The organism is Brenneria roseae subsp. americana (assembly GCF_003115815.1).
In the GTDB taxonomy this organism is placed as follows: Bacteria; Pseudomonadota; Gammaproteobacteria; order Enterobacterales; family Enterobacteriaceae; genus Brenneria; species Brenneria roseae.
The window spans coordinates 356033-382562 of the sequence record NZ_QDKJ01000001.1 but is presented as its reverse complement, the minus strand read 5'-3'; the positions used below and the strand labels follow the sequence as shown (position 1 = coordinate 382562).

Annotated in this window: 21 protein-coding genes; 9 read left to right on the top strand and 12 right to left on the bottom strand. The window is 52.9% G+C overall.

Translation table 11 applies throughout. From position 1 onward, the window contains the following. Positions 1-99 precede the first annotated feature (99 nt). The gene (locus B4923_RS01685; RefSeq protein WP_170115991.1) at positions 100-1635 is read left to right on the top strand and encodes a methyl-accepting chemotaxis protein; all 1536 of its coding nucleotides are present in this window, start codon (positions 100-102) and stop codon (positions 1633-1635) included. Between the two features lie 210 nt (positions 1636-1845). Then, complete coding sequence (locus B4923_RS01680; RefSeq protein ID WP_109052611.1) at positions 1846-2196, top strand: FlxA-like family protein; 351 nt, start codon at positions 1846-1848, stop codon at positions 2194-2196. A gap of 66 nt (positions 2197-2262) precedes the next feature. On the opposite strand, the gene B4923_RS01675 is transcribed toward B4923_RS01680, so the two are convergent. The 5 genes from B4923_RS01675 to B4923_RS01655 all read right to left on the bottom strand — a co-directional run bounded on the left by B4923_RS01675 (position 2263) and on the right by B4923_RS01655 (position 10300). After that, positions 2263-2487: a DUF3820 family protein gene (locus B4923_RS01675; protein WP_109052610.1), complete on the bottom strand. Its 225-nt coding sequence runs from the start codon at positions 2485-2487 to the stop codon at positions 2263-2265. A gap of 4 nt (positions 2488-2491) precedes the next feature. Further along, positions 2492-4546, bottom strand: coding sequence for an NAD-dependent DNA ligase LigA (ligA, locus tag B4923_RS01670; RefSeq protein WP_211313910.1), 2055 nt, complete (start codon positions 4544-4546; stop codon positions 2492-2494). A 28-nt stretch (positions 4547-4574) separates the two neighbouring features. Beyond that, entirely contained in the window at positions 4575-6008 is a 1434-nt protein-coding gene (gene hldE, locus B4923_RS01665; RefSeq protein WP_109052608.1) for a bifunctional D-glycero-beta-D-manno-heptose-7-phosphate kinase/D-glycero-beta-D-manno-heptose 1-phosphate adenylyltransferase HldE, read from the bottom strand. Positions 6009-6057: 49 nt separating this feature from the next. Then, positions 6058-8904 (bottom strand): bifunctional [glutamate--ammonia ligase]-adenylyl-L-tyrosine phosphorylase/[glutamate--ammonia-ligase] adenylyltransferase, encoded by a 2847-nt coding sequence (glnE, locus tag B4923_RS01660; protein ID WP_425428579.1) that lies wholly within the window; start codon positions 8902-8904, stop codon positions 6058-6060. A 61-nt stretch (positions 8905-8965) separates the two neighbouring features. Next, positions 8966-10300 (bottom strand): CYTH domain-containing protein, encoded by a 1335-nt coding sequence (locus B4923_RS01655; protein ID WP_109052606.1) that lies wholly within the window; start codon positions 10298-10300, stop codon positions 8966-8968. Positions 10301-10659: 359 nt separating this feature from the next. Between B4923_RS01655 and B4923_RS01650 the strand changes: the two genes are divergently transcribed. Next, on the top strand, positions 10660-11280 hold the full coding sequence (locus B4923_RS01650; protein WP_109052605.1) for a TIGR04211 family SH3 domain-containing protein: 621 nt from the start codon (positions 10660-10662) through the stop codon (positions 11278-11280). A 130-nt stretch (positions 11281-11410) separates the two neighbouring features. After that, on the top strand, positions 11411-12658 hold the full coding sequence (locus tag B4923_RS01645) for a multifunctional CCA addition/repair protein (protein WP_109052604.1): 1248 nt from the start codon (positions 11411-11413) through the stop codon (positions 12656-12658). A gap of 48 nt (positions 12659-12706) precedes the next feature. Here B4923_RS01645 and bacA read toward each other — a convergent pair whose 3' ends face one another. After that, complete coding sequence (gene bacA, locus B4923_RS01640) at positions 12707-13525, bottom strand: undecaprenyl-diphosphate phosphatase (RefSeq protein WP_109052603.1); 819 nt, start codon at positions 13523-13525, stop codon at positions 12707-12709. Between the two features lie 303 nt (positions 13526-13828). Continuing rightward, complete coding sequence (gene folB / locus B4923_RS01635) at positions 13829-14182, bottom strand: bifunctional dihydroneopterin aldolase/7,8-dihydroneopterin epimerase (protein WP_109052602.1); 354 nt, start codon at positions 14180-14182, stop codon at positions 13829-13831. Between the two features lie 107 nt (positions 14183-14289). On the opposite strand from folB, the gene plsY reads away from it, so the two are divergent. Both plsY and ppa read left to right on the top strand, forming a co-directional pair. After that, positions 14290-14919, top strand: coding sequence for a glycerol-3-phosphate 1-O-acyltransferase PlsY (plsY, locus tag B4923_RS01630; protein WP_109052601.1), 630 nt, complete (start codon positions 14290-14292; stop codon positions 14917-14919). Positions 14920-15050: 131 nt separating this feature from the next. Then, on the top strand, positions 15051-15581 hold the full coding sequence (ppa, locus tag B4923_RS01625) for an inorganic diphosphatase (protein ID WP_109052600.1): 531 nt from the start codon (positions 15051-15053) through the stop codon (positions 15579-15581). A 198-nt stretch (positions 15582-15779) separates the two neighbouring features. On the opposite strand, the gene B4923_RS01620 is transcribed toward ppa, so the two are convergent. From B4923_RS01620 to tamA, 3 genes are all read right to left on the bottom strand, one after another. Then, entirely contained in the window at positions 15780-16127 is a 348-nt protein-coding gene (locus B4923_RS01620) for a gamma-glutamylcyclotransferase family protein (RefSeq protein ID WP_109052599.1), read from the bottom strand. A gap of 2 nt (positions 16128-16129) precedes the next feature. Continuing rightward, complete coding sequence (gene tamB / locus B4923_RS01615; RefSeq protein ID WP_245929473.1) at positions 16130-20044, bottom strand: autotransporter assembly complex protein TamB; 3915 nt, start codon at positions 20042-20044, stop codon at positions 16130-16132. A gap of 101 nt (positions 20045-20145) precedes the next feature. Further along, positions 20146-21873 (bottom strand): autotransporter assembly complex protein TamA, encoded by a 1728-nt coding sequence (gene tamA / locus B4923_RS01610; protein WP_245929472.1) that lies wholly within the window; start codon positions 21871-21873, stop codon positions 20146-20148. A 426-nt stretch (positions 21874-22299) separates the two neighbouring features. Here tamA and msrA point away from each other — a divergent pair, with 426 nt between their 5' ends. Both msrA and paeA read left to right on the top strand, forming a co-directional pair. Continuing rightward, a complete protein-coding gene (gene msrA / locus B4923_RS01605; protein WP_109052597.1) occupies positions 22300-22941 on the top strand; it encodes a peptide-methionine (S)-S-oxide reductase MsrA in 642 nt (213 codons plus the stop codon). Between the two features lie 226 nt (positions 22942-23167). Continuing rightward, positions 23168-24496 (top strand): polyamine export protein PaeA, encoded by a 1329-nt coding sequence (gene paeA / locus B4923_RS01600; protein ID WP_109052596.1) that lies wholly within the window; start codon positions 23168-23170, stop codon positions 24494-24496. A 148-nt stretch (positions 24497-24644) separates the two neighbouring features. Here paeA and B4923_RS01595 read toward each other — a convergent pair whose 3' ends face one another. Then, complete coding sequence (locus B4923_RS01595; RefSeq protein ID WP_109052595.1) at positions 24645-24851, bottom strand: DUF1107 domain-containing protein; 207 nt, start codon at positions 24849-24851, stop codon at positions 24645-24647. 335 nt (positions 24852-25186) lie between these two features. On the opposite strand from B4923_RS01595, the gene B4923_RS01590 reads away from it, so the two are divergent. Continuing rightward, positions 25187-25747 carry a YtfJ family protein gene (locus B4923_RS01590; protein ID WP_109052594.1) on the top strand — a complete coding sequence of 187 codons (561 nt, stop codon included), beginning with the start codon at positions 25187-25189 and terminating at the stop codon, positions 25745-25747. Between the two features lie 6 nt (positions 25748-25753). Here the strand turns inward: B4923_RS01590 and cysQ are convergent, their stop codons facing one another. Then, positions 25754-26494, bottom strand: a complete 741-nt coding sequence (gene cysQ / locus B4923_RS01585) for a 3'(2'),5'-bisphosphate nucleotidase CysQ (RefSeq protein WP_109052593.1) — start codon at positions 26492-26494, stop codon at positions 25754-25756. Positions 26495-26530: the final 36 nt, after the last annotated feature.

The window sequence follows — 26530 nt, the reverse complement described above, 5'->3', positions numbered from 1 at the left end:
TTTTGATGTACAGATGCAAAAAAGCTCAAAAAAATCAGCGTACCCACTTGAATATATTGATTAATTTAAACAGCAATAAAAAAACTGCCGGGGTTCCCAATGAGGTTGAATACACCTGTTACACAGCAGGAGTATCTGTTAGATATGGATACAACATTAATGTCCACTACAGATATTCAAAGTCATATCACCTACGCCAATTCCGCATTTATCAAAGTCAGTGGATTTTCTGAAGATCAATTAATTAATCAACCACATAACATTGTGCGCCACCCGGATATGCCCACCGAAGCATTTTCAGATATGTGGTTTACATTACAACAAGGTGACAGTTGGACAGGCCTGGTGAAAAACAGGCGCAATAATGGCGACCATTATTGGGTAAGAGCCAATGTCACACCGGTTTATCACCAAGATCAACTGACAGGTTATATCTCCGTTCGTAACACACCCGCGGCAGATGAAATAAAATTTGCCGAATCACTCTATGCGGCCGTACAGAAAAAACAGGTTAAACATCGTAAATTTTACAAAGGACTGGTTGTCAGAACCGGCCTGTTTTCACCGCTGTCGCTATTTCAGAAACTCTCCGTGCGCTGGCGACTGCGGCTGGCGATCCTGATCGCGGGCATTTTCCCCGCGACGCTGGCGCTTAGTGGCGTTAACCCGCTGTGGTTAGCCGCCTTTACTCTCCCTCTCATTGCGCTGCTTGATCTGTTCTTGCAAAAACAAATCGCCAACCCACTGAAAATGATTCTGAAACAGGCGCAGCATGTTGTTTCCGGCCGTAAAGTGAAACATATGCACCTGAACCGGGTCGATGAAATCGGCCTGCTGCTTCGTGCGATCAATCAGTTCGGGCTTAACCTGCACTCGCTGGTTGACGATGTTGGTACACAGATACAAGGCATGACGGATGTCAGCCACAAACTGGCAGAAAACAATAGTGCGCTGAATACCCGTACCGAAGAAACTGCCGCCAATCTGCAACAGACGGCTGCCGCCATTGAGCAGATTACCGGTGCGGTTCAGCAAAGTTCGGAAACCACCACTCAGGCAACACAAATGGCTGAACTGGCGAGTAATACGGCATTGCAAGGCGGCGAGATCATGAAGGAAACCATCGGAATGATGGATTCCATTTCCAGCGCCAGTAACAAGATTGTCGACATTATCAGCGTTATTGACAGCATTGCGTTCCAGACCAATATCCTGGCGCTGAATGCCGCAGTAGAAGCCGCGCGTGCCGGGGTCCAGGGACGAGGGTTTGCCGTGGTCGCTTCGGAAGTCCGCAATCTGGCGCAGCATTCCGCCTCTGCCGCGAAAGAGATCAAAACCCTGATTGACGCCAACGTGGCAAGCGTCAACTCAGGCAGCGTGATGGTTGAGAATGCAGGTAAACATATCAATGACATGGTGAATGAAGTCATGCAGGTTGCCACCATGCTCAAGGAAATCAGCAATGCCACCCATGAGCAGACGTCCGCACTGGAATTAATCAACACCTCTATTGCTCAGATAGAAGAAATGACGCAACGCAACACCGATATGGTGATGCAATCCACCGAAGCGGCCGAGGGGTTAAACCGTCAGGCAATGCGCTTGAATAGCGCGATTAATGTCTATGGCAGTTAAACGTCAGACATTTTGCATGTAACGCCGTCGCATATGAGACTTATAAAAAAGCGGGCGCACGGCAAGGGCTAAAAAATACACTTTCTGTTACATCTGTTATGAATAAATGGCAGTAACCCTTCGCGTTATCAGGCAAAACCTTAACAAAGCGAAAGGGATATTAGCCGATAATAAAGATCACACCTTGTGTGATCTTTATCAGGAGGGAAAATGTCCACTATCAGTGCGGTTTCATCAACAACATCATCAGCAAGTAGCTCACAAAGCTATACGCAGAAGATTAACCAATTAAATCAGCAACTGGAAAAATTGACGGAACAACTCAAAAGTGTATCGAGTTCATCTGGAGACTCAGAAACAGCAGCCACACAGAGCCAAATGTTGCAGGCTCAGATTCAAACCATTGAAGCACAGATCGCTCAGCTTGAAGCTCAGCAGGCCCAGCAAAGCGCTCAGGCGCAAAAATCAACCGAGGAAGTTGCTGCTGATTTCGGGACAAAGTCTCAGGCTGACGGCGTTAATCGCCCGACCGAAGAAAACCAGATTAACGTTTACATCTAAACCATATCGACATATACCCGTCATACAGCAACTCGAATCAGTTAGGGCACAAGGCATAATGTAAAGTTATGCCTTATTTTTATGTTTCAATGGTTGCACCAGCCCCTGCAACCCTTCTATTTTTATCGCCAGCGTTAATTGCATCAGCTCGCCTAAACGGCCTTTCGGAAACTCCCCTTTGCGGGCAAACCACAGCAGGTATTCTTCCGGCAGATCAATCAGAGCACGCCCCTGATATTTACCAAAGGGCATCGGCGTATTGGCAATCTCAAGCAGGTCCTCTTTTTCCATCTGTTTATGCCCCCAGCAGGCGAATCATTTCGGCTTCATCGATCACCGGAATACCCAGCTCTTGCGCTTTGGTCAGTTTCGATCCCGCGGCTTCGCCAGCAATCACCATATCGGTTTTTTTCGAGACGCTGCCGCTGACTTTTGCACCCAATGCCGTTAGACGATCTTTGGCTTCATCACGGGACAGGATACTCAATGAGCCGGTCAATACCAGCGTTTTCCCTGCAAACGGACTATCGATCTCTTCGGCTTTAACCACCACCGGAGCTGGCCAGTGAACGTTGATCCCCTCGGGATCGGTCAACTCGCTGATCACTTTCCGATTGTGATCTTCATCGAGGAAATGACGCACATGGGCGGCGACCACTTTCCCCACGTCAGCCACTTCAAGCAATGCTTCTTCGTCCGCGGCAAATAACGCCTCGAGCGAACCAAAGTATGCCGCCAGGTTAGCCGCCGTCGCTTCACCGACATCACGAATCCCCAACGCGAACAGGAATCTCGCCAACGTGGTGCTTTTCGCTTTTTGCAATGCATTAACCAGATTCTGCGCCGATTTCGGCCCCATACGATCGAGGCCGGTCAAGATACCCGCACTGAGTCGAAACAGATCGGCCGGCGTTTCGACATACTGTTTTTCCACCAGTTGATCGATAATTTTGTCGCCCATGCCATCCACATCCAGCGCACGACGGGAAACAAAATGCTTCAGCGCCTCTTTGCGCTGCGCGCCACAGATCAGCCCACCGGTACAACGCGTAACGGCTTCCCCCTCCACACGCTCCACGTCGGAATGACACACAGGACAGTGAGTGGGAAATTCAATCGGCCGGGTATCCTCCGGCCGTTCAGATTCCACCACGCCCACAATCTGCGGAATGACATCCCCCGCACGGCGGACAATGACGCGATCGCCAATCTGTAATCCGAGGCGTTCGATTTCATCGGCATTATGCAGCGTCGCATTACTGACCATCACCCCAGCCACCGCGACAGGTTCAAGACGGGCAACGGGCGTTATCGCCCCGGTACGCCCAACCTGAAATTCGACATCACGTATCCAGGTCAACTGTTCCTGGGCCGGAAATTTGAAGGCCACGGCCCAGCGTGGCGCTTTGGCAACAAAGCCCAGACGCTCCTGCAACGCCAGATCGTCAACCTTGATCACCACACCATCAATATCGAACCCCAGCGAACCGCGGGTCTGTTCAACCTGATGATAGAAATCGAGGACTTCCGCGCTGCCGGTACAAAGTTTGATACGATCGCTGACCGGCAATCCCCACTGTTTAAACTGCATCAGACGTTCCCAGTGACTGGCCGGCAACTCGCCGCCCTCCAGCAGACCAACGCCGTAACAGAAAAAGGTCAGCGGGCGTCTGGCCGTAATTCGGGGATCGAGCTGACGCAACGATCCAGCGGCGGCATTACGAGGATTGGCGAACACTTTGCCGCCGGTACGCCGCGCTTCATCATTCAGTTTCTCGAAGCCGCTATGTTTCATGAACACTTCGCCGCGAACTTCCAGTCGTTGCGGAATGTTTTCACCCTGAAGACGCAGCGGAATGGCGCCAATCGTACGAATGTTACTGGTGATGTTTTCCCCGGTGGTTCCATCTCCGCGCGTCGCGGCACGAACCAAAACGCCCTCTTCGTACAGCAGACTCACCGCCAGGCCGTCCAGCTTCAGCTCACAGCAGAACGTCAGATCCTCGGCATTTTTCAACCGGTCGCCAATACGCTTGCTGAACGCCAGATAGCTGTCTTCATCAAAGACGTTATCCAGCGATAACATCGGCACTTCATGCCGCACCTGCTCGAAAGCGGCCAACGGCGCGGCCCCTACGCGCTGAGTCGGTGAATCGGTTGTCACCAACTGAGGATATGCCGCTTCCAGCACCTTCAGTTCCTGCATGAGACGGTCATACTCCGCATCAGGAATTTCTGGCGCATCTTCAACGTGATATTTGTATTCATGATGGCGCAACAACGCGCGCAGTTCTGCGACGCGCTGTGTGGCTTCACGCATTTCGACTGACTCTACATTCAATGGTTTCATACCTGTTTTAATGACGCGACATCATCGGTTATTCAGACTTACCCGCTTTGATACGATTAATGATGGTGGTTGTGGAGCACCCATCCTCGAAATTCAGGATTTTAACCTCTCCGCCGTTGGCCCATACTTCTTCGCTGCCGGCAATCTGATGCGGTTGATAATCACCGCCTTTCACCAGCACGTCGGGCAGCACCTCGGCAATCAGACGCTGCGGCGTGTCTTCCTCGAACGCCACCACCCAATCCACGGCTTCCAGCGCCCCCAGCACGATCATGCGCTGAGGCAGCGGATTCACCGGACGGGTCGGCCCTTTCAGACGCTGCGTCGAAGCATCGCTGTTTACCGCAACAATCAGCCGATCGCCAAGCCTGCGGGCATTCGATAAGTAGGAAACGTGCCCCGCATGAAGAATATCGAAACACCCATTCGTCATGACAATCTTTTCACCACGCTGGCGCGCCAGCGCAACCGCGTCCTTCAACTGTTGTTCGCTCATCACGCCAAAACCTGTTTCAGCACGGCCGCGAATCGCATTTTCCAGCTCAATCGGCGTCACCGTAGACGTCCCCAGCTTACCAACCACAACCCCCGCGGCGGCGTTAGCCAGAAAACAGGCTTCCTCCAGCGAATTACCCGCTGACAGCGACGCCGCCAGAACCCCGATCACCGTATCCCCTGCCCCCGTCACGTCATACACTTCCTGCGCTTGCGTCGGTAAATGTAAAGGCTCTTTGTCCGGCTGCAACAAGGTCATTCCCTGTTCTGAACGGGTGATCAGCAGCGCTGACAGTTCATAGTCAGCCACTAACTTCATACCACGGGATACCAATTCATCTTCATTCTGACAACGACCCGCGACGGCTTCAAACTCGGACAGGTTCGGCGTCAGCAATGTCGCGCCACGGTAGCGTGAAAAATCGGTTCCTTTGGGATCGATCAAAACAGGTACGCCGGCGGCCTTCGCGGTCTGGATCATGGCCTGGACATGAACCAATGCCCCTTTTGCATAGTCGGACAGTACCAGCGCGCCAATATTGGGCAGTGCCTGCTGAATACGTTCGATCATCGGCTGTGGATCAACGCCATCAAACCCTTCTTCAAAATCCAGGCGAATAAGCTGCTGATTACGGGACAGAACACGCAGTTTGGTGATCGTCGGATGCGTCGGCACGGACACAAAATCACACTTCACGTTAACCTCACCGAGTTTCGCACTTAGCGCTCGTGCAGCGTCATCGATCCCCGTCAAACCGACCAGACGCGAACCGGCGCCCAGCGATGCGATATTCATCGCCACGTTTGCCGCCCCGCCGGGACGTTCTTCTATCGTGTCGACCTTGACCACCGGCACCGGGGCTTCGGGGGAAATCCGACTGGTTGGACCGTACCAGTAACGATCCAACATCACATCACCAACCACTAACACCCCCGCTTGGCGGAAGTCAGGCAGCGTAACTTTCATCCCATACTCCAAACTTATTTCGCATATTGCGCGTGATAATATCACAGCCTCAGCCTAACCACTTATTCCAGCTCTGTTGTACCTGCTGTCGTTCGGCGACGAACCGGTTCTGACTGACCCGGCCCGATAATTCCTGTAATGCCAGATGGTGCAGCTCATTGCGCAGTGTGACATAGGCCAGTTTGAGCGCGCTCGCTTCGCGCTCCTCCATCACGCCATACTGCGCCATCAAGTCCAGAATGCGGACGTTATCCGACCAGCGGGTGAGGCGCGGTTCGTGTGCGGCATAACGCAGCACCAGATATTGCACGATAAACTCAATATCGGTAATGCCGCCGGCATCCGTTTTCAGATCAAACAGTGAACTGTCTTTGTTAGCCAGGTGTTGACGCATTTTTTCGCGCATTTCACGGACTTCCGTACGTAAGGCGTCCGCGTCACGCTCCCGGCAAAGGATCGCGCGCCGGATAGATTCAAACTGTTGCTGTACGCCTGATTCACCATAAACCATACGCGCCCGCACCAAAGCCTGATGTTCCCAGGTCCAGGCCTCGTTACGCTGGTACTCATCAAACGCTTCAACGGTACTGACCAGCATGCCGGCTGCGCCCGATGGCCGCAGGCGGGCATCCACTTCATACAAAATCCCAGATGACGTCCGCGTACTGAACAGGTGCATCACACGCTGAGCCAGACGCAGATAAAATTGGCGGCCATCAATACTGCGCTCACCATCCGTCATCACATCGGCCGGACAATCAAGCAGAAAAACCAAATCAAGATCTGAACTGTAGCCAAGCTCCCAACCGCCCAATTTCCCATAGGCGATAACCGCAAAGCCGCGTCCCTCACGCTGTTGCAGATGTGAAGGCTGACCATAGCGAGCCACCATTTGTCCCCATGCCTGTTGCACGACGGCAGCAATGATGGCTTCAGCCAGATAGGTTAAGTGATCGCTCACTTTCATTACGGGGAGCACGCCCGCAATATCCCCGGCAGCGATACGCAACTGCTGCGCTTGTTTAAACTGGCGCACCGCCTCCAACTGCTGCTCTTCATCCTCTTCAGGTACTCGCATCAGGTACTGACGCAATTCGTCGGAGTACGCATCCGGCGCGATCGGTTGATACAGCGTCGCAGAATCGAGCAGTTCATCCAGCAGTAAGGGATAGCGGGCCAACTGGCTGGCCACCATGGGTGAGGCGGCGCACAGCCGGATCAACTGGGCCAGTGCGGCGCGCGATTCGAGTAACAATTCCAGATAGGTGGTACGCGTTACGATCCCCAGCAAGAGAGGCGTCAGCCGTGACAGAATGGTATCGGCTTCCTGACGGGCGCACACTTCCGCCAACAGATTCGGCATCAGTTGATCCAGGACATCCCGACCACGCGGGCCGATCGTCCGCTTCGCGACGTCCTGACGAAACCCGATGATCGCGAGCAGTAATTTCTCCCGTACCGGCTCGGTCAAATGCGGCGTCAGCAGCGCCAGATCGCTATCGTCCAATGTATCCTGCCACAGGCTGCTATAGCTGCCATGTTCGGGAATATCATTGCTATCCGATGCATCGTCACCGATCAAGTCATTGAAAACGCCGCGCACCGCCTGCATATGCCGCGATAATGTCTCCTGCAACGCGGTCCAATCGTTACATCCCATTCCCCACGCCAGCCGCTGCTGGTTCAGTTCATCATCGGGCAAGGTTTGAGTTTGCTCATCGGCAATCGCCTGCAACAAATTTTCCAGACGACGCAAAAACAGATAAGACTCGCTGAGCGCAATCACTTGCTCAGGGCCTAACAGCCCCAGTACGCCAATATGCTGAAGTGTAGGAAGCAGCGCACGCTGCTGTAGGCCGGGTTCGCGGCCGCCGCGAATCAGTTGAAAGACCTGGGTGATAAATTCAATTTCACGAATGCCGCCGGCCCCTAATTTGATGTTGTTCCGTAAATCCCGGCGCCGGACTTCACGGGCAATCATGCCCTTCATGTTCCGTAACGACTGGATCACGCTGAAATCAATGTAGCGACGGAAAACAAAAGGCTTCAGGGTGCTGCGCAGCTCCTGGCTGTAGGCGTCATCCATTCCCCCCAGCAGGCGTGCCTTGACCATCGCGTAGCGTTCCCAGTCACGCCCCTGTTCCTGATAATAATCTTCCATGGCCGCAAAACTGAGCACCAGTGGCCCACTGTCGCCAAAAGGACGCAAACGCATGTCAACGCGATAGACAAAACCATCCACCGTTGGCTGATCCAGCACTTTAATCAACCGCTGTCCCAATCGGGTGAAGAACTGAGCGTTATCCAGTTCACGCCGCCCGCCTTGCGTTTGGCCGTTTTCAGGGTAGGCAAAAATCAGGTCGATATCAGAAGAGAAATTCAGTTCACCCCCGCCCAGTTTCCCCATGCCGAGGATCAACAAGGGTTGAGGAACCCCCAGTGCATTACATGGGGTTCCCCATTCACGGCAACACGCCTGATACAGCCAGTTTCTGGCGGCAATAATCAACGTTTCCGCCAGTTCGCTAAGCTGCCTGAGGGTTTGTTCGGTTGTACTGGTGTGAAGTATCTGTGACCAGGCAATCCGTACCAGAATCCGGCGACGGAACTGGCGCAGCACGTTCATCAGCGCCGCTTCATCATTGACCTCCGCCAGCGCCGTATTCAACCAATCGGCGTAGTGCCGCCATTCCTCCGGCTGTGGCGGTTGCTGATGGAGCGCCTGCCACCAGTCGGGATGCATCGTCAGAGCGTCGCTGACAAAATCGCTTAATGCCAAGACCGCCAGATCGCGCTCTGCGGCAGGAACGGGATTGGGGAGCGTTTCCCGTAAGCGTAATAAAACCCGTTGAGACTGTTCCGCCAATAGTGCAGGTAATGATGGCAAAGGAAGTATCGACATGGTGATTCCCTTGGTATGCCACCCACCATCATTGGCGGGTGAACGCAATTAACAATTAATTCCCGGCACTGTGTAACCAGAATGGCGATTGAGCCAGAGCTTGTTTGCGGCAGGTTTCCAGATAGGGTGACGGCGAATGGTCGATGGTAAACTGCTCGATTGAGCGAATCAGTGCCCGCCAGCGTTCGATATATTCTTCCACCTGTTCTGTCGGATAAGCGCCCGACAGCAGATAAAAGGCCGAAATATTGCGATGCAGCCGGGGCAATTGCTGCTCGTATTGCACTTCGCTCAACGTGTTGTTGAACGTACTCCGCAGGTCGGCGGCGCTTCGGCTCAGCATAATATCGGCAAAACGTTTATAGGAACCCTGCAACCGGATACGATCTTTGTTATCCATATAGGCGCGCCAGCCCGCGTTGATCAACCAGGAAGTGAGCACCAGCTTACTTTGCAGATACTCCACGCTGTAGCACACTGTTTCCGCATCGCCCGGTCCCTCAATTTTCGCCTCCAGATTGGTCAGCGCGGCCCGGAAAAGCGTCGTCACCTTACGGGAAACGAGCCCGCCGACCAGCACCAGCATCTCGCGAATCAGCGCGCTGGCCTGCGGCAACGCCTCACGCGCGGCGGCATTGCCTCTGACCCAGAGCTCTTCATGATATTGCCAATGCGCCAACGCGTACTCCAGCGCTGCATTGATCGCCTGATCGATATTGGTCTTGGGTTCTACCGCCAGCACCGTGACAGGACGACACTCACGCGCCGGATTCCCTCTGGCAAGATGATATCCCCGTGCGGCCTTGCTGAGACTTCCCTGCCGCAATCCCCCAAAATCAGCAATTTCCTTCGCCAGTTCCAGCAGATGCGACGTCTGCCCGATTTTGAGTTCCATCTCCAGTTCGCAAAGCGGTTCACTCAGTTCGCCCGAACGAATCTCTCCACGGTCAAACGCGATTTCAATAATGCTCTGGTAGTAAGTGATCACCCACTTTTCACGCGTAAAGTCTGTACTGAACAGCGGGTTAAGCGACCGCTGCAATGCCGTCACATCACAATTTTCCGGCCAGATATCCGCAGGAAACAGGCTGAGATCCAGTTCTGATTTTTCCAGCGCCACATTGTATTCCGGGTGCTGATGCAATCCACCGACCACTTTACCGGCAGTTTTCACCGTCATTTCATAGCGTTCATTCTCGCCGCGAATCCGCAGACCGATCCCATTCTGACGCAGATAATTGTCAGCCGTTTCATAATAGGTATTCGTCAGCCGATGGGCCCGCAGATGTTCACTCTGGCTGTACTCATTCTGCCAGTCAGTCAGCTGTTTCAACAGCGAATCAACGCTGTCAGGGTGAACGATAAACTTCAGTTCTATTTCTTCACTCATAACATTTACTATGCCCAATAGATTTCAAGATGCAGGAAGCCAACACGCCTGCAACTGAAAAGATGAAGGGGGTAACACCGGGTCAGCGCCAATTACGCCAGTAAATAACATTTTACTTCAGCTTGCCACTGTTACGACACGCTCTCTTTTTCAGCTGCGAACAAGCGCGCATTTCTTACCCGCCGTCAGGCTGGCATTTCAATCTTGAATACCGAAAAAAACCAGTAAAAACGCGGTATTCCGGCTTACCGGGCCGCGGTCGTCCCAAGAGTAAGATAGTTCTCATTTCGGTTTAATTATTGCCTCGTCAGACTTAACCCTCTACTATCAGCCCACAATTCACGCAACATGATGATCTTATGCAGAAATTATGCCTAATTTGTTTTACCTTGATGACCTTCACGCTGAGTTGGACTGCTCATGCTGAAGAAAAACGCTATGTTTCCGATGAGTTACTGACCTACATACACAGTGGCCCGGGTAACCAATATCGCATCGTCGGCACACTGAACGCCGGCGATCAGGTCACCGTACTCAGCGTCAATGAAGGGGCGGGTTACGCCCAAATTCGCGATGACAAAAACCGCACCAGTTGGATCCCGCTCGATCAGCTAAGCGAGACCCCCAGTCTGCGCACGCGCGTACCTGAACTGGAAAATCAGGTTAAAGACCTGACCGATAAACTGAATAATATTGACCAGAGCTGGAATCAGCGCACGACCGAGATGCAGCAAAAAGTGGCGGCCAGCGACGAAATTATCAATGGGCTACGTAACGAAAATCAGGATTTGAAAAATCAGCTGATCGTGGCCCAGAAAAAAGTCAGCGCCGCCAATGTTCAGCTTGATGACAAACAGCGCACGATCATTCTGCAATGGTTTATGTACGGCGGCGGGGTTGCCGGAGCGGGTCTGTTACTGGGCCTGTTGCTGCCGCACATTCTCCCGCGCAGAAAAAAGAACGATCGCTGGATGGGATAACACCATCATCGCCAAAACGCCGCTTAATCAATCATGCCTGCATACGCAGGCATTTTTACGTGCAGGCAATAATGTGAATCAAAGATGTTAATATGTAGTGAATATCACGCGTTATTTCAGGAGCCCGGCATTGAATATTTATCTTGTCGGCGGTGCTGTTCGGGACAGCCTGCTTAATTTACCCGTCACCGAGAAAGATTGGGTGGTTGTCGGTGCAACGCCGGAACAATTACTGGCACAGGGCTATCAACAGGTAGGAAAGGATTTTCCGGTCTTTCTGCATCCTGTCAGCCGTGACGAGTACGCACTGGCACGTACCGAGAGAAAATCGGGCCAAGGCTACACCGGTTTCGTCTGCCACGCCGAGCCAGACGTCACGCTGGAGCAAGACCTGTTGCGCCGGGATCTGACGATTAACGCCATCGCCCAAACCGAACAAGGGGAGCTGGTTGACCCTTACCATGGCCGTCGCGACTTGGACAATCGCCTGCTCCGCCACGTTTCCGATGCCTTCAGCGAAGATCCGTTAAGGGTGTTACGCGTCGCTCGTTTCGCCGCCCGCTTTGCCTACCTTGGCTTTCAGATTGCGGAAGAAACCATGGCGTTGATGCAAAGAATGACCCGGGAAGGAGAACTTGCCTATCTGACGCCTGAACGCGTCTGGAAAGAAACGGAAAAAGCGCTCGGCACCCGTTCGCCGCAGGTGTACTTTCAGGTACTGCGCGACTGTGGAGCCCTTGCGGTGTTGTTCCCCGAAATCGATAAACTTTATGGCATCCCGGCACCGGCCAAATGGCATCCGGAAATTGACACCGGTATTCATACCCTGATGACGCTGGCGATGGCCGCCCGCCTCAGCCCGGATATCGACGTCCGTTTCGCCACACTGTGCCACGATCTGGGAAAAGGCCTGACCCCGCCAGAATTGTGGCCCCGGCATCATGGCCACGGCCCCGCCGGTGTGCAACTGGTTGAGTCGCTATGCCAACGTTTGCGCGTGCCTAACCACATACGGGATCTGGCAAAGCTGGTGGCGGAATACCACGATCTGATTCATACCGTCCAGATACTACAGCCCAAAACGTTGATGAAACTGTTTGACGCTATTGACGTCTGGCGCAAGCCACAGCGTCTGGGACAGTTGGCGATCGCCAGCGAGGCGGATGCCAGAGGCCGAACCGGCTTTGAAGAGAGCCCCTATCCGCAGGGAGATTATCTGCGTGAAGCGTTTCGGGTGGTCAGTCGTGTTACCAGCGCGGACGTCGTCGCCGACGGTTATCAGGGAATTGAGGTTCGCAACGAGCTGTCTCGTCGTCGGACTAAAGCGCTGGAACAGTGGAAAGCGCAACAGCAGGACAACGCATCCCCTACGGCATAACCTGCAAAAGGCCACGCACAGGTGGCCTCTTATCGCATCCGTTCAGGCTTACATAAACACCATGTACACCGCCGCCGCCACAATAAAACGGTAAATAGCGAACGGGACAAAAGAGATGCGTTTGATAATCTGCAGGAAGGTTTTAATCGCGATCAACGCGACCACAAACGCCGTCACAAAGCCAACCGCAAACATCGGCAGATCCGCCAGCGACAGGAAATGCCAGCTTTTATAGAAATCCAGAACGGTCGCGCCCATCATCATGGGAACCGCCAAAATGAAAGAGAACTCTGATGCGGCGTAGCGACTAACGCCCATCAGCATTCCGCCGGAAATGGTCGCGCCTGAACGGGAAAACCCAGGCCACAACGCCAGACACTGAAAGCAGCCAATCATGAATGCCTGACGATGCGTAATATCATCCAACCCGACTGACCGCGGCTGTTTCGGCTTTAACCATTCCGCAGCCAGCAGCAGGAAGCCCCCGACGACCAACGCGTACATCACATTCTGGGGGGTAAATAATGATTTGATGACTTCATGGAAAACCAGACCAAGCACCACGGCCGGAATCATTGCCAACAGAATATGGGTCAGCTTCAAGCGACCGGAAGTTTGCCCTTCGTGCGGAACCTGGCCGAAATGAATACCGATAAGCCCGAATAACCGACGCCAGAACACCACGACAACCGCAAGAATAGAGCCCAACTGAATAATAACTTCGAAGGTTTTGGCTTTCTCGTCAGCGAAACCTAACCAGTGACCAACAATAATCATGTGCCCAGTCGAAGAAACGGGTAGAAACTCGGTCAACCCTTCAACCACCCCAAGAATAAACGCGATGAACAACGAATGCAGGTCTGCCATCTAAAATCCCTTGACTCTTGTTGTAAACAATGAAAAACACAACCCATAAAAAACTGCAACGCAGTTTTCAACGTCGCTTGCGACGGCCCGTCATAAAAAAGCGGCTACGCTGCTGAGCGAGCCGCTATATTCCCGCTTGAAGCATGACGGGTATAAACGTTATAGACCTTGCAGGTTACCGTTTAGTTGCACGTAAATCAGTATTAATTAAGTCAAATCAGATTTATACCCGCCATCTGCAAATTGCAGCGCGTTGGCGCCCGGAAATGGGCAGAGTAGCCCGCCATAAATCTATTGGGCCTATCATCGCGTACCGCGCTCGATAATCACCCCAACCTGACGCGCCTGCGCTACCGCACCCGGTTTACCGACCTTGATACGTAACCAGGGAATCGGGAAACGCTGCATCAGGATCTGTGCCACCTCCTCAGCGACCCGTTCCACCAGCGCAAAACGTTGCCCGGCGACGTGCTCAATCACGGCCTCACTGACCTCGGCATAGCTCAGGCAGTCGTTAACATCATCGCTGGCCGCCGCCCGACGATTATCCCATCCCATTTCGATATCGAACACCAGCTTCTGCTGAATGGTCTGTTCCCAGTCGTAAACACCAATGGTGGTTATGACGGTAAGTTCCTCAATAAATACGATATCCATCACGTCGTTCTCTGTTTTTGTCGTTGTCGGATACCACTTCCGACGGAATATGCGTATTATCCACAGATGCGAAGAGTAAAACGACTCCTATTAAACGGAACTGCGTTATGAGTGCAACCGCGCTTGGTATGATGTTAATCGCGTATCTGTGTGGCTCGATTTCCAGTGCGATTCTGGTGTGCCGAATCGCAGGGCTGCCGGATCCGCGCGAACATGGTTCGGGAAATCCTGGGGCCACCAACGTTCTGCGTATCGGTAGTAAAGCTGCCGCGGCCGCCGTACTGGTCTTTGATGTGCTGAAAGGCATGTTGCCCGTCTGGATGGCTTACGCGCTGGGCATTCCCCCGCTATACCTTGGTCTGACCGCTATCGCGGCCTGTCTGGGACATATCTATCCGGTCTTTTTTCGCTTTCGCGGTGGAAAAGGGGTTGCCACTGCCTTCGGCGCCATTGCGCCTATCGGTTGGGATCTGACCGGTCTGATGACCGGAACCTGGTTACTTACCGTTCTGCTGAGCGGCTACTCCTCCCTCGGCGCCATCATCAGCGCGCTGATTGCCCCATTCTACGTCTGGTGGTTTAAACCGCAGTTCACTTTTCCTGTCGCAATGCTGTCCTGTCTGATTTTAATGCGTCATCACGACAACATTCAGCGTCTGTGGCGCGGACAGGAAGGGAAAATCTGGAACAAGCTCGGCAAGAAAAAGAAATCCGATGCCGACAAAAAAGACGAATGAACAATGAAGAAGAGGCGGTATAGCCAGCCGGTAGTCACCGGGAACTTTGCGCTAAAAATGGGGACATTAGGCGTGATTTGGCTATAATGACCGCCACTCCATTTCAGGTTTGAAGAGAGAAGGAAACCGACATGAGTCTGAACAATGTCCCGGCGGGCAAAGATCTTCCGGAAGATATTTACGTAGTTATTGAAATCCCGGCGAATGCTGATCCGATCAAATACGAGATTGATAAAGACACTGGCGCTCTGTTTGTAGACCGTTTCATGTCTACCGCCATGTTCTATCCATGCAACTATGGTTACATCAACCACACCCTGTCTCTGGATGGTGACCCGGTTGACGTATTGGTACCGACTCCGTATCCGTTACAGCCGGGTTCAGTGATCCGCTGCCGTCCAGTTGGCGTATTGAAAATGACTGACGAAGCAGGCGAAGATGCCAAACTGGTTGCCGTCCCGCACAGTAAACTGAGCAAAGAATACGATCACATTAAAGACGTTAACGATCTGCCAGAACTGCTGCGCGCGCAGATCGGCCACTTCTTTGAACATTACAAAGATCTGGAAAAAGGCAAGTGGGTTAAAGTTGAAGGCTGGGATAACGCCGAAGCGGCCAAAGCAGAAATCATCGCCTCCTTCGAACGCGCCAAGAACAAATAAGTTGATTCATCCCCCGCGCTGTCGGGAATAATGGCAGAGAACATCCGTTATCCGCCGTCAAAAACACCGCCTTGCGCGGTGTTTTTTTATGACGGGCACCCTGCGGGCCGTCGCAAGCGACGTTGAAAAACGCGCCTGCGTTTTTTTATGACGGGCTGTCCCTGCCCGTCCCCCTTCGCACCACCACGATATGGCGTTTTAGGGTTCCTCATCGCGTTTCAGCCAGTCCCCGCTGGTGATACGCGGTAATCCTTCCACCGAGTGCTTATAAAGATAGATCCAGGCGCTCCCCAAAGGGGTCGGGATCAACTCACGCTGGTACTCGTGGCCGTCTCGCTTTAACGCATCAAGCTCCGTCAATATTGATGAACTGATGCGATACACCTCGCAATGAATCTCCCCATCACCTGCAACCACCGCCGGATAGTGGCCGAGATTATACAGCTCGTACCCGACGAGCTGACAATCTCCCAACCATTGGGCGTTGGTCATCCAGTGACTATTTCCCTGTTTGCGCCGTAAACTGCCGTAGACAATAATTCGCATCGCTAAAACTCAAACTGATAGAGCACATCTAATGCCTGGCTAACCCCAGACACCGCTTCCAAGTATAGCTTTGGCATTAAACGGTAACGCAACGTTAACGTCGCCAAAGAATCAAATATACCCACGCCATATTTGACTTGCAGGCCAGGAAGAACGTAACCGCTGACCACAACCTGAGAATTGTCGCCAACGCCCTGTGTATCCAGAGCTAAATTACTTACGCCAAAAGCCTCGCCGATTTTACCCACAACTTGACCACTTTGTGCAACCCCTAAACCAACCAACATGGATGTCATGGCAGAACTATCGGCGCCACTGCTATCCAGACCTTGCCCGCGGAGCAAGTAGGACAAGGCTTCCTGCTGCGACATCGCAGGATCGGAGAAAACTTCGATTTTCGGCGTACTTGCCATGCCGGTAACCCGGACGCCCGCCGTCACGTCATTTTCAGTATTGTCAGGATTACGGATCGCCTCAATATTCAGCATAGGTTGATCCGGCGGACCGGAGAACTGTATCAGACCTTTACGGACAATCAGATCCTGCCCGTAAGCCTTGAAGCGGCCGGAAGGGATATCTATCTGGCCGTTCAAACCCAGTCCTCGCTCATCCTGAACCATTTTCAGGTCGCCCTGCAAACGGGCGATCAGACCGAAAGCATCCAGCCGCACATCATTTCCGATACGTATAATCAGATTGCTGTTAATGGGGATAGACGCGGAAGCCTGCTCCAATGGCTGACGTTGCTCATCCAGCAGCACTTCATCTGACGAAACGTCCACCGCACTTTCCGGCATATCCTTAACCACAATACGCGCCCAGGGGATACTGACCGAGCCGTTCAGGGCGAACAGCTGCGGCGTTGCCTCAAATACGATATCCGGCGAAACATCAAGACGCACCATCGGCGGCACCGTTACCCGCAACCGCTGGCCTTTTGCCGCAATACGCGCCCGCCAGGCGTCTGGCTGCGACCAGTCCGCGTTACCGCCCAGGTTCAACTGCCCGTTATCGGTTTTCAGGAATCCCTGTAAGGTGGAAGACATACCATTAAAACTCACCGCCAACCGTCCCGTTGTGAGATCAATCGGCATCCAACTCCCATCAATATCCAGTCTTTCCAATACCATTGAACCCAATATCTGAGGCCGTTCTGCATTTCCGGCCAGGCGCAGATTAGCATTCAGCATCCCTTCCACTTTTTCCCCTTTTTGCAAAACCGGGTTAAGCAGCGCCAGAGAAATATTGTCAATGGTGATAGTACCGCCAAGATTACGTCTTCCCTGCGGGTCGGTTACCTGAACATCACCACTGAAACGTCCGTTATCCCGAATAGCCATCAGCCAGCCGAGCTGCGCACGTCCACGGTCGAGACCGGCATTCAGCGTAAAGGTGTCAAACGCCAGAGGCAGCGTGTTCCCTTGCACCTGCTGACGAACGTTAATACTATTTCCCACCAGAGTGATTTTCGCCTGCGGCAGCCCCTGATCGGCCTGCCAGCTGACATCTGCGCCACCGCTAAAGGTTCCTGACAACACCGTATCCGTGCTCAGGAACGGCTTAATCATCGCCAAATCAAAGCGGTTCAGGCGGATGCTGGCCTGACCGCTCGGCCCGGCTTCAATGGTTTTCGGTACACAGATTTCCGCATTCGGGTTACGCCAGCAGTGCGTGCCGATGCTGACTTTTTGCGGTTCATTCTGATAATCCAGCGCGATTTCCTGGGTCAACCGCCATTCGCCAACCGGGGTATCAAACCGGGTATTGCTCAGTGCGCCGTGCCAGCGCTGCGCCTGGCGATCGAAACTGCCAGACAGGGCCAGTTGGCCGGAAACCGGTTCTCCCTGGAGATTCAAACGCAGCTGATGCTGTTTCTCGTTGCCTTCGGCATTCAACGTCAGCAAACCGATGTTCAGGCTATCCTGATGCAGCTGTTCAAGTCGAACCGCAAGTTTGCCCGCAATCTGTTGCGTTGAGGACGACGAATCGGAGGACGATGGTTCTGAACGGATGTCACCATCGATCTTTATCTGGCTAATGGTCATCGCCTGCCAGCGCAGACCCGACGCCGTGATATCTGCCAGAATCTGCGGCGCACCCAAATCGCCGCGCAGCTTCAGGGTTCCCAACGCCCGACCGGCGAGGCCGGGCAGCATGCCGGTCAATGAGGGCGCATTGAGGTCAGCATCCAGTTGCCACTTATCGTTCAAATCACCTTTGATATTCAGCTGGTTACGTCCCAGAGCCAGATTCAGCCCCGGTATTTGCCACTGACCGGCCGCGTTCCCGCGCAGTTCGCCTCTGGCTGTCAGCTTGTTCTCCTTCACATTGCCATCCAGATGCAGTTCTGGCACCTGTAGCTGCCAACTCCCGCCATAAACGCTGCCGCGAGTGGTAATCCTACCGTCCACTTTGGCAGGCCATTCAGGCCACTGTTTCGCGGTATTAATGCCGCTGATCAGCAGCTCGCTGCGCCAGCTGATGGCTTTGCTCCAGTCCAGCACCGCGCTCAGATCGGCATTCCCCTGCAATGCCGCTATACGCAGGCGGGTCAGATTGAATTGCTGCACATTGCCCTTACCGTCCAGCAGCAACGTAGCCGGCGGCAAGTCCGTTCCACGAATGTCGCTGCGTAACGACAGCGCATAGTCCGTCGCCTTACCGTTGAATCGCAAACGCACATCGTTTGCCTGATATTGCGCTTCCCCCGTCAGCGGCCAACGAACCTGCCCGCTTTCCAGCGTCAGCGCCAAAGGTAATCCCACCTCCGCCAGTTCGGCCTGCAACGTTAACTGCGCACGCTGCGGGCCAGACAGATTCAGGGCCACGTTAAGCTGTTCGCGCAACCCGCCGTCTACCGTCAGCTTGAGTTTTTCGCCTTTCAGCGGATCAATATTCAGTACGCCATTTGCCGACAGTGATACCGGCCAATTTTCGCTGAGCGTCGCCTCGCCCCGCACGTTGAGTCCGCCCTGTGGCGATTGAACCACCAGACGATCCAGACGCAGATGCTGATTCTGCGTTGAAGCCTGAATCATCAGGTCAGAAATCAGAATGTCCTGATCGCCCGTCAGTCGCAGCTGTTCCCCGTGGATTTCTGAAATATTCAAATCCAGCGGCAATGTGAACTGCGGTAAATCCGGCAGAAGCGGTTTGGAGAACAGTTCCGTCAGGCGCTCACCCAACGGTTGTTCCGGCGGCGCCGGTTCCTGACTGGCGGACTTATCCGCCGGCTTCACCGTCGGCTGGGCCGGCACACCCGGAAGGGTTTTATCAATCTGAATGGTTTGCGAGGTTCCATTCTCAACCGATTCGCGGACCGTTGCGGCCGTTTCCTTCACCACTGCGGCGACTTCGGCCGCCGTCACTTTTCCATCTTCCAGCACATCAACCGGCGTCTTCGGTAATGCGATCAGCAGCGCGCTGATTTGGGTTGGCAACAGCGTGAACGCCCGTTCCTTCCACTGCATGCCCGTGCGAAACGATCCCAGCGAAATGGCCGTGTCATCCACGGTCACCTTCACGTTATCCAGCGTCAGCTGATTGAGCGAAATAGGGAACGGCGTGGACAATTCCGTCAGTGGCTCACTGGGCTCGACAGGCTCTTCTGTCGCAGGAAGCGCAGCGGTATCCACCACCACGTCCACATCTTTTGCCGACAGGTCGTTAATGCAAATCTGGCTTTTTCGCAAACAACCGGGCGCCAGCGATAAATGGAACGTCCCCGCTTTCACCGTTACGCCCGGCATCTGATAGCTGATCTGGCTGAGCGTCAAATCGCGCCAGCCGCCGCTGACATTCGCAATATCCAGCCCCGGTACAAAACGCGCCGCACTGTTCAATAACAGGTGCAAACCCGGCGTTGTCCCTATCAGCAAGGCCAGCGAGATCAGGATTAACAACAGGAAAGCACTCATGCCAATGCCCAGTTTTTTGAGCCACTTTCCACTTTTCTTTTTGCTCACTTCGCGTGTTGAAGCGTCATCTTGTGTCGAGGGTTTATTCTCTTTCATCTCTGTCATAATTCAGGCCCCAACGCGATATAGAACTGCACGCCATGTTTTTCAGGATCGCCTACAGGCGTGGCAATATCGAACTTTACCGGGCCAATCGGGGATGACCAGCGAACACCGATACCGGCCCCCGTTTTGAAATCGTTTTGCTTGATGTCATTCACCGCTTCGCCGGAATCGACAAACACGGCGCCCCACCATTTTCCGGTCACGTTGTACTGATACTCCAGCGAACCGGTCGCCAGTTTGGACGCCCCGGTCAGTTTGCCATCGCTGTCCCGCGGGGAAACCGATTTGTATTTATAGCCGCGAATACTACGATCGCCGCCCGCAAAGAAACGCAGCGAAGGGGGAACGCGGGAAAAACTATTGGTTTCAATCCACCCCAGATTGCCACGGGCAACAAAGCGGTGTTTCTCCGCCAGCGTTCTGATCCAGACGTTTTGCGCCTGAAAAACCACGAAATCGATATCCGATCCCCACAGGGTGTCGGAAACATCGATCGAATAGCGTTGGGTGTCACCCCATACCGGCATCAACCCGCCGCGCTGGCGGGTTCGATTAATGCTAACGCCGGGATAAAGCAACATGGTGGTATCGGTCACGCTCCCCTGCGTAAAGTGGTCAAGACTCCAGCGCAGGTTGATCGCCCGCTGCCAGCCGCTGGAGAGATCCCAGTAGCGCGCCACATTCAGCGTGGTTGAATCGGATTGCGTGTCATTAAGGTCTTCCCGCTTAAAGCCTCCCTGCAACAGGTAATACTGTTCCAACGGGTTCTTCAATAACGGGATTTTGTAACTCAGATCGAGCGATTGTTCCGGCGCCGAAACGCTCAGACTGCTCGAGAGGCTATGGCCGCGTGAGTTGAGCCAGGGTTTATTCCAGGTTGTTTTAAAGCGAGGCCCCACATCCGTCGCATATCCTACCCCGGTTTCCACCTGATTACGGGTTCGCGGCGTGACGACCGCTTCCAGTGGCAGGACCTTGGTCGTTTTCGATTGTTCAAAATCAGGCGAAACCACAACGGAATTGAACCAGCCCGTCGCGGACAAACGGCGATTTAATTCGCCAAGATCTTCACTACTGTAAGGATCGCCGGTGCGGAATGGCACCAGATTTTGCAGATAATCGTCGCGGATTTGCGCACCCTGAAACTTCACCGCCCCAAAGCGGTAACGTTCACCACTGTCATAGTCGATGTCCCAGAATGCCTTTTTCTCTTCGCGCATAACCCCCAGTTGGCTGCGCTGAAAATGAGCATCAAAATACCCTTTACGCAGGGAGAGATTATTCAGCCCGCTTTTAAAGCTATCATAGTCACCGTGGTTCAACACCGAACCGATAGCCGGGAGATCGTCCCGCAGCCGCTGTTGATAATCGCTATCGTCGCGGGCGCCGCCGCGCAAATCCACATTCACTTCGGCTATCCTGACCGGTTCGCCGGGGGTCACGCTGGCAATCAGAACCGGCCGGCCACCGTTGACCGCAGGTCTGAATTCAAAGGCGATTTGTGGATCGTAATAGCCTAATGCCCGCAGTCCCTGACGAATTGCCTCATCGACCCTGGCGCGAAAGCGCCCATCGGCGTTAACTTCATCGACCGCAATGGTGGATAAGCGCGCCCGCACATTTTTTTGCAGCGCGCCCTCCAGTCCCGTTACCTGTAAACGGATATTGGCGGCGTAAGTCGCCGGTGCAAATAGCAATACGCCCAATAAACTGAATGCGCACAATAGGCCGAAGGTACGATACCGTGGCACACCAAAGCCAGAAAGGCTGTGTTTTTGTCCTGTAAGAATGGTCACTTAGCTCCCTGATTACATCACTCTGTCACACCAAATCTATAGCATGACTTTTATAACATCGCCGCTTTAGTATCGGTTTTACCACCGCGTTCGACCGCACTGAGCAGATAATGAAACCCGCCCCCAGCAACGGTCGACATGGCATGGCCTATTAAGGTTAGCGATAAATGCTGGTATTTTCCCTTAAAAATAGATTTAAACCTGCGAACATTAAAATGCAGCATTATAGATAAACACTACCTTAACATTAAACACCCCCGGCTTATAAAGACAGCGCGAAACTTCTCAGTTATGCTCTAAACACGACATTATCCAGATACCATAATATCTACCGCTATACCGGGAGCTGACAAAGTGACATTTCATGCCGATAAAACGTTGCGGATAAAATCTTCTGACGCCTTGCCTGGGCGAACAACACCGATGCCAGTCGCCAGACTGCATGCGGTCAACGAACACTCAATGACGCATGTTCCAGATAATATGGATGTCGCCCTTTTTGCCATGGGGTGTTTCTGGGGAGTCGAGCGTCTGTTCTGGCAGCAGCCCGGTGTCTACAGCACCGCGGCGGGCTATACCGGCGGCTACACGCCTAATCCGACTTATCGAGAAGTTTGCAGTGGAAAAACCGATCACGCTGAAGCGGTGCGGATAGTTTTCGATCCAGCGGTAATCAGCTATACCCAGCTACTGACGCTATTCTGGGAAAACCACGATCCCGCCCAGGGCATGCGTCAGGGAGGAGATATTGGCACCCAATATCGCTCTGCCATTTATACGCTTACGCCAGAACAAGAAGAGGCCGCTCAGGAAAGTTACCGTCAATTCCAGCAGGCGATGAAAGCGAGTGGCGACAACCGGACCATCAGTACCGAAATCGCGCCTGCGGGTCCTTTCTACTATGCCGAGGACGAGCATCAGCAATATCTGTACAAAAATCCCGAAGGCTATTGCGGGTTAGGCGGTATCGGGGTTTGCCTGCCGCCTCAACGCTGATCTCTGGCGGTACTTTCACCACTCCTGTTATACTGCGCACGTTATACCAATAGATTTCAAGATGCCGGAAAGCCAACTCGCCTGCATCTTGAAAGATGATGGATATATTTAGTTTAAATAATTTGGGCAGACTTCCTGCCCTGTTAGCGGCTTTCTATGCGTTATCTGAAATGATCTACCTTTCTGAGGATCGCCGGCTCCTTTTCAGGGCCAATGCGAAAAAACCATGTTAAACAGTCTATTACTGATAATTTTTCTTATTGCTGTCAGTGCATTTTTCTCAATGTTCGAAATATCGCTGGCTGCGTCACGTAAAATAAAACTTAAATTGATGGCTGATGAGGGGAACCTCAACGCCGACCTGGTATTAAAGTTTCAGGAAACACCGGGTATTTTCTTTACTGTTATTCAAATTGGCGTTAATGCCGTCGCCATTCTGGCCGGTATTATTGGTGATGCCGCATTCTCACCCACGTTTTTCGTTTTGTTCGAACAGTTCATGTCCCCTGAGGCAGCCGATAAGGTCAGCTTTATCTGTTCCTTCGTACTGGTCACCAGCCTGTTTATTCTGTTTGGCGATCTCACTCCGAAACGCATCGGTATGATTGCACCGGAAGCCGTCGCTATCCGCATAATCAACCCCATGCGCTTCTGCCTGTTTATCTTCCGTCCGATGGTCTGGTTTTTCAACGGCCTGGCAAACATGATTTTCCGTTTACTGAAATTGCCCATGGTGCGTAAAGATGACATCACTTCAGATGATATCTACGCCGTGGTCGAAGCCGGCGCGCTGGCCGGTGTGCTGCGTAAACAGGAACATGAGCTGATTGAAAACGTATTTGAGCTTGAATCACGCACGGTTCCCTCTTCCATGACCTCACGTGAAAGCGTCGTCTTCTTCGATTTGCATGAAGCGGAAGAGCAAATCAAAGAGAAGATTGCCGAACAACCGCACTCAAAATTCCTGGTTTGTGACGGCCACATCGATCAGATTGTCGGCTATGTCGATTCAAAAGACCTGCTGAACCGGGTTCTGGGCAACCAGAGCCTTGAGTTGCACAGCGGCGTGCAGATTCGCCCTGCGCTTATCGTGCCCGATACGCTCACGCTCTCCGAAGCGTTGGAAAGTTTTAAAACCGCTGGTGAAGATTTCGCCGTCATTCTGAATGAGTATGCGCTGGTGGTCGGTATTATTACGCTGAACGATGTCATGACCACGCTCATGGGAGATCTGCTCGGACAGGGACTGGAAGAACAGATTGTTTCCCGTGACGAGAATTCCTGGTTAATCGAAGGCGGCACACCGATAGAAGATGTGATGCGCGCCTTGAATATCGATGATTTCCCTCATTCGGGCAACTATGAAACCATCGGCGGTTTCATGATGTACACGCTGCGCAAAATCCCGAAACGTACGGATTTTGTCCGCTTCTCCGGTTATAAATTCGAAGTGGTGGATATTGATAGCTATAAGATCGATCAGCTGCTGGTCACGCGTCTGGAAGAACGCCCAAATGCCGCGAAAACCGAAGAGATAAAAGAAGAGAAGCGATAGGCAAAAAACACCGGGCACGTTGTCGCGTAGCGACGGCCCGCAGGGTGACGGGCAGGGATAGTCCGTCATAAAAAATACCCGCCTGATAAGCGGGTATGTGTCAAACAACCTGATAATACGTGTCAGCAACCTGCTGGAGCGGCGCCCGTTATCCCATTTCGGCCTGTAACCTGATGACCTGACGGTTCACTTCAGACATGACCAGCAAATGCTGTTTATCCTGTTTTTTCGGCAGTAAAATTTTGCCGTAGTCGAACTCAAAAGCACCAACTCCCTTGATATACAACCGCCCGCGAAACAAGGTTTTCACATACTTGGCGACCTTCATAGGGTTGTAACGTTCGAAGATCTTCATTGTTTTTACTCTCCTCCCGTTTTATTTTTCTACGCGTTTCCTCTCTCCAAAATGGGGAGCGGGCTAAGCGCGCTAATAAATATCGGATACGTTAATTAGTGTTGTGAAATCGTGTTTAGTTCCCACCGAAATAGTATCCCTAACTGCTTTTACACATTTTTACAGAACAATTTTAAATTAATCAGCTTAGTGTCAGTATAAACCTTCAAAAAGTAGGTGTTTGTGCACTCCGGCACAAACTGACTCTCAAATCGCAGGACAGACCCGTTTCCTGGCTCTACGCTTATTCCAAAGCCTGACATCGAATCAGGCCAATCCCTGCTAAGGAAAACACTATGATAAAACTCCGTCATCTCTGCATCGCATTGGGCTTTATTCCGTTGCTGGCCTCCGCTCACAACCTTCAATCCGGACAGTCGATCCCGCCCGTTGGCGTCGCTGACCGGGGTGAACTTCAGTACCAGGATAATAAGTTTAGCTATAAAAACTGGAATAGCGCGCAACTGCCGGGCAAAGTGCGGGTGGTGCAACATATCGCCGGGAGGACATCGGCCAAAGAAATGAATGATCCGCTGATGACCGCGCTAAAGGCCGCCAATCTAGCACGCGAATATTACCAAACGACGACAATCGTCAATACCGATGACGCCATTATCGGTACCAGCATGTTTGTCCGTAGCAGCCTCGAAGATAATAAAAAAGCGTTTCCCTGGTCGCAGTTCATTGTGGACGGTCAGGGTAACGTGCGTAGGGCCTGGCAACTGGAGCCCGCAGGCTCGGCCATCATCGTACTGGATAAGCGGGGTCACGTTCGCTTTGTCAAAGACGGCGCCCTGAGCGGGCAGGAAGTGCAGCAGGTAATGTCCCTGCTGCATCAGCTGCTGGATGAAAAATAGCGGTATTCAGAACAGCGATACGCGAAAGCCGGGGTTCAGGAACGATTCACGAGGCGAGTAAGACAAGGGTTTTCCCTGCCAGTCATGAATCTGCGCCCCGGCAGCCACGGCAACCGCATGCCCGGCGGCCGTATCCCAGATATTGGTAGGCCCGAAGCGGGGATATAGCTGGGCCTTTCCTTCCGCAACCAGACAGAATTTCAGTGACGAACCGATTTCAACGGTCTGATGTTCCCCCAACTGACTGAGGTAATCCTTCAATTCCTGATCCGTATGGGAACGACTGACCACAACCAGCGGCGGACGCGCATCCTGAACATGAATCTGACGACGCTCGCCCTTCTCTTCTTTCCAGGCCTTACCTTCCGCAGCGGAATACATCACATCGGTTACCGGGACATACACCACGCCCAGTACCGCCTGCCCATTTTCGATCAGAGCAATATTTACCGTAAACTCACCGTTGCGGTTGAGAAACTCTTTAGTGCCATCCAGCGGGTCAACCAACCAATAGCGCTGCCAATGCTGGCGTTCCGGCCACTGCGGCGGATCTTCTTCCGACAGTAACGGGATATCGGGAAATGCCGCCGCCAACCCTTCACGGATAACCTGATGTGCAGCCAGATCGGCCGCCGTCACCGGTGAATTATCCTTTTTATGCGTGACTTCAGTGGGCTGATGTCCCTCATAAACCCGCATAATGGCAGCGCCAGCATCGCGGGCCAGTCGGCAAATATGTTCTAGCATTTTCTACCTCATCGTTACGGGTTAGATACAGAGTAA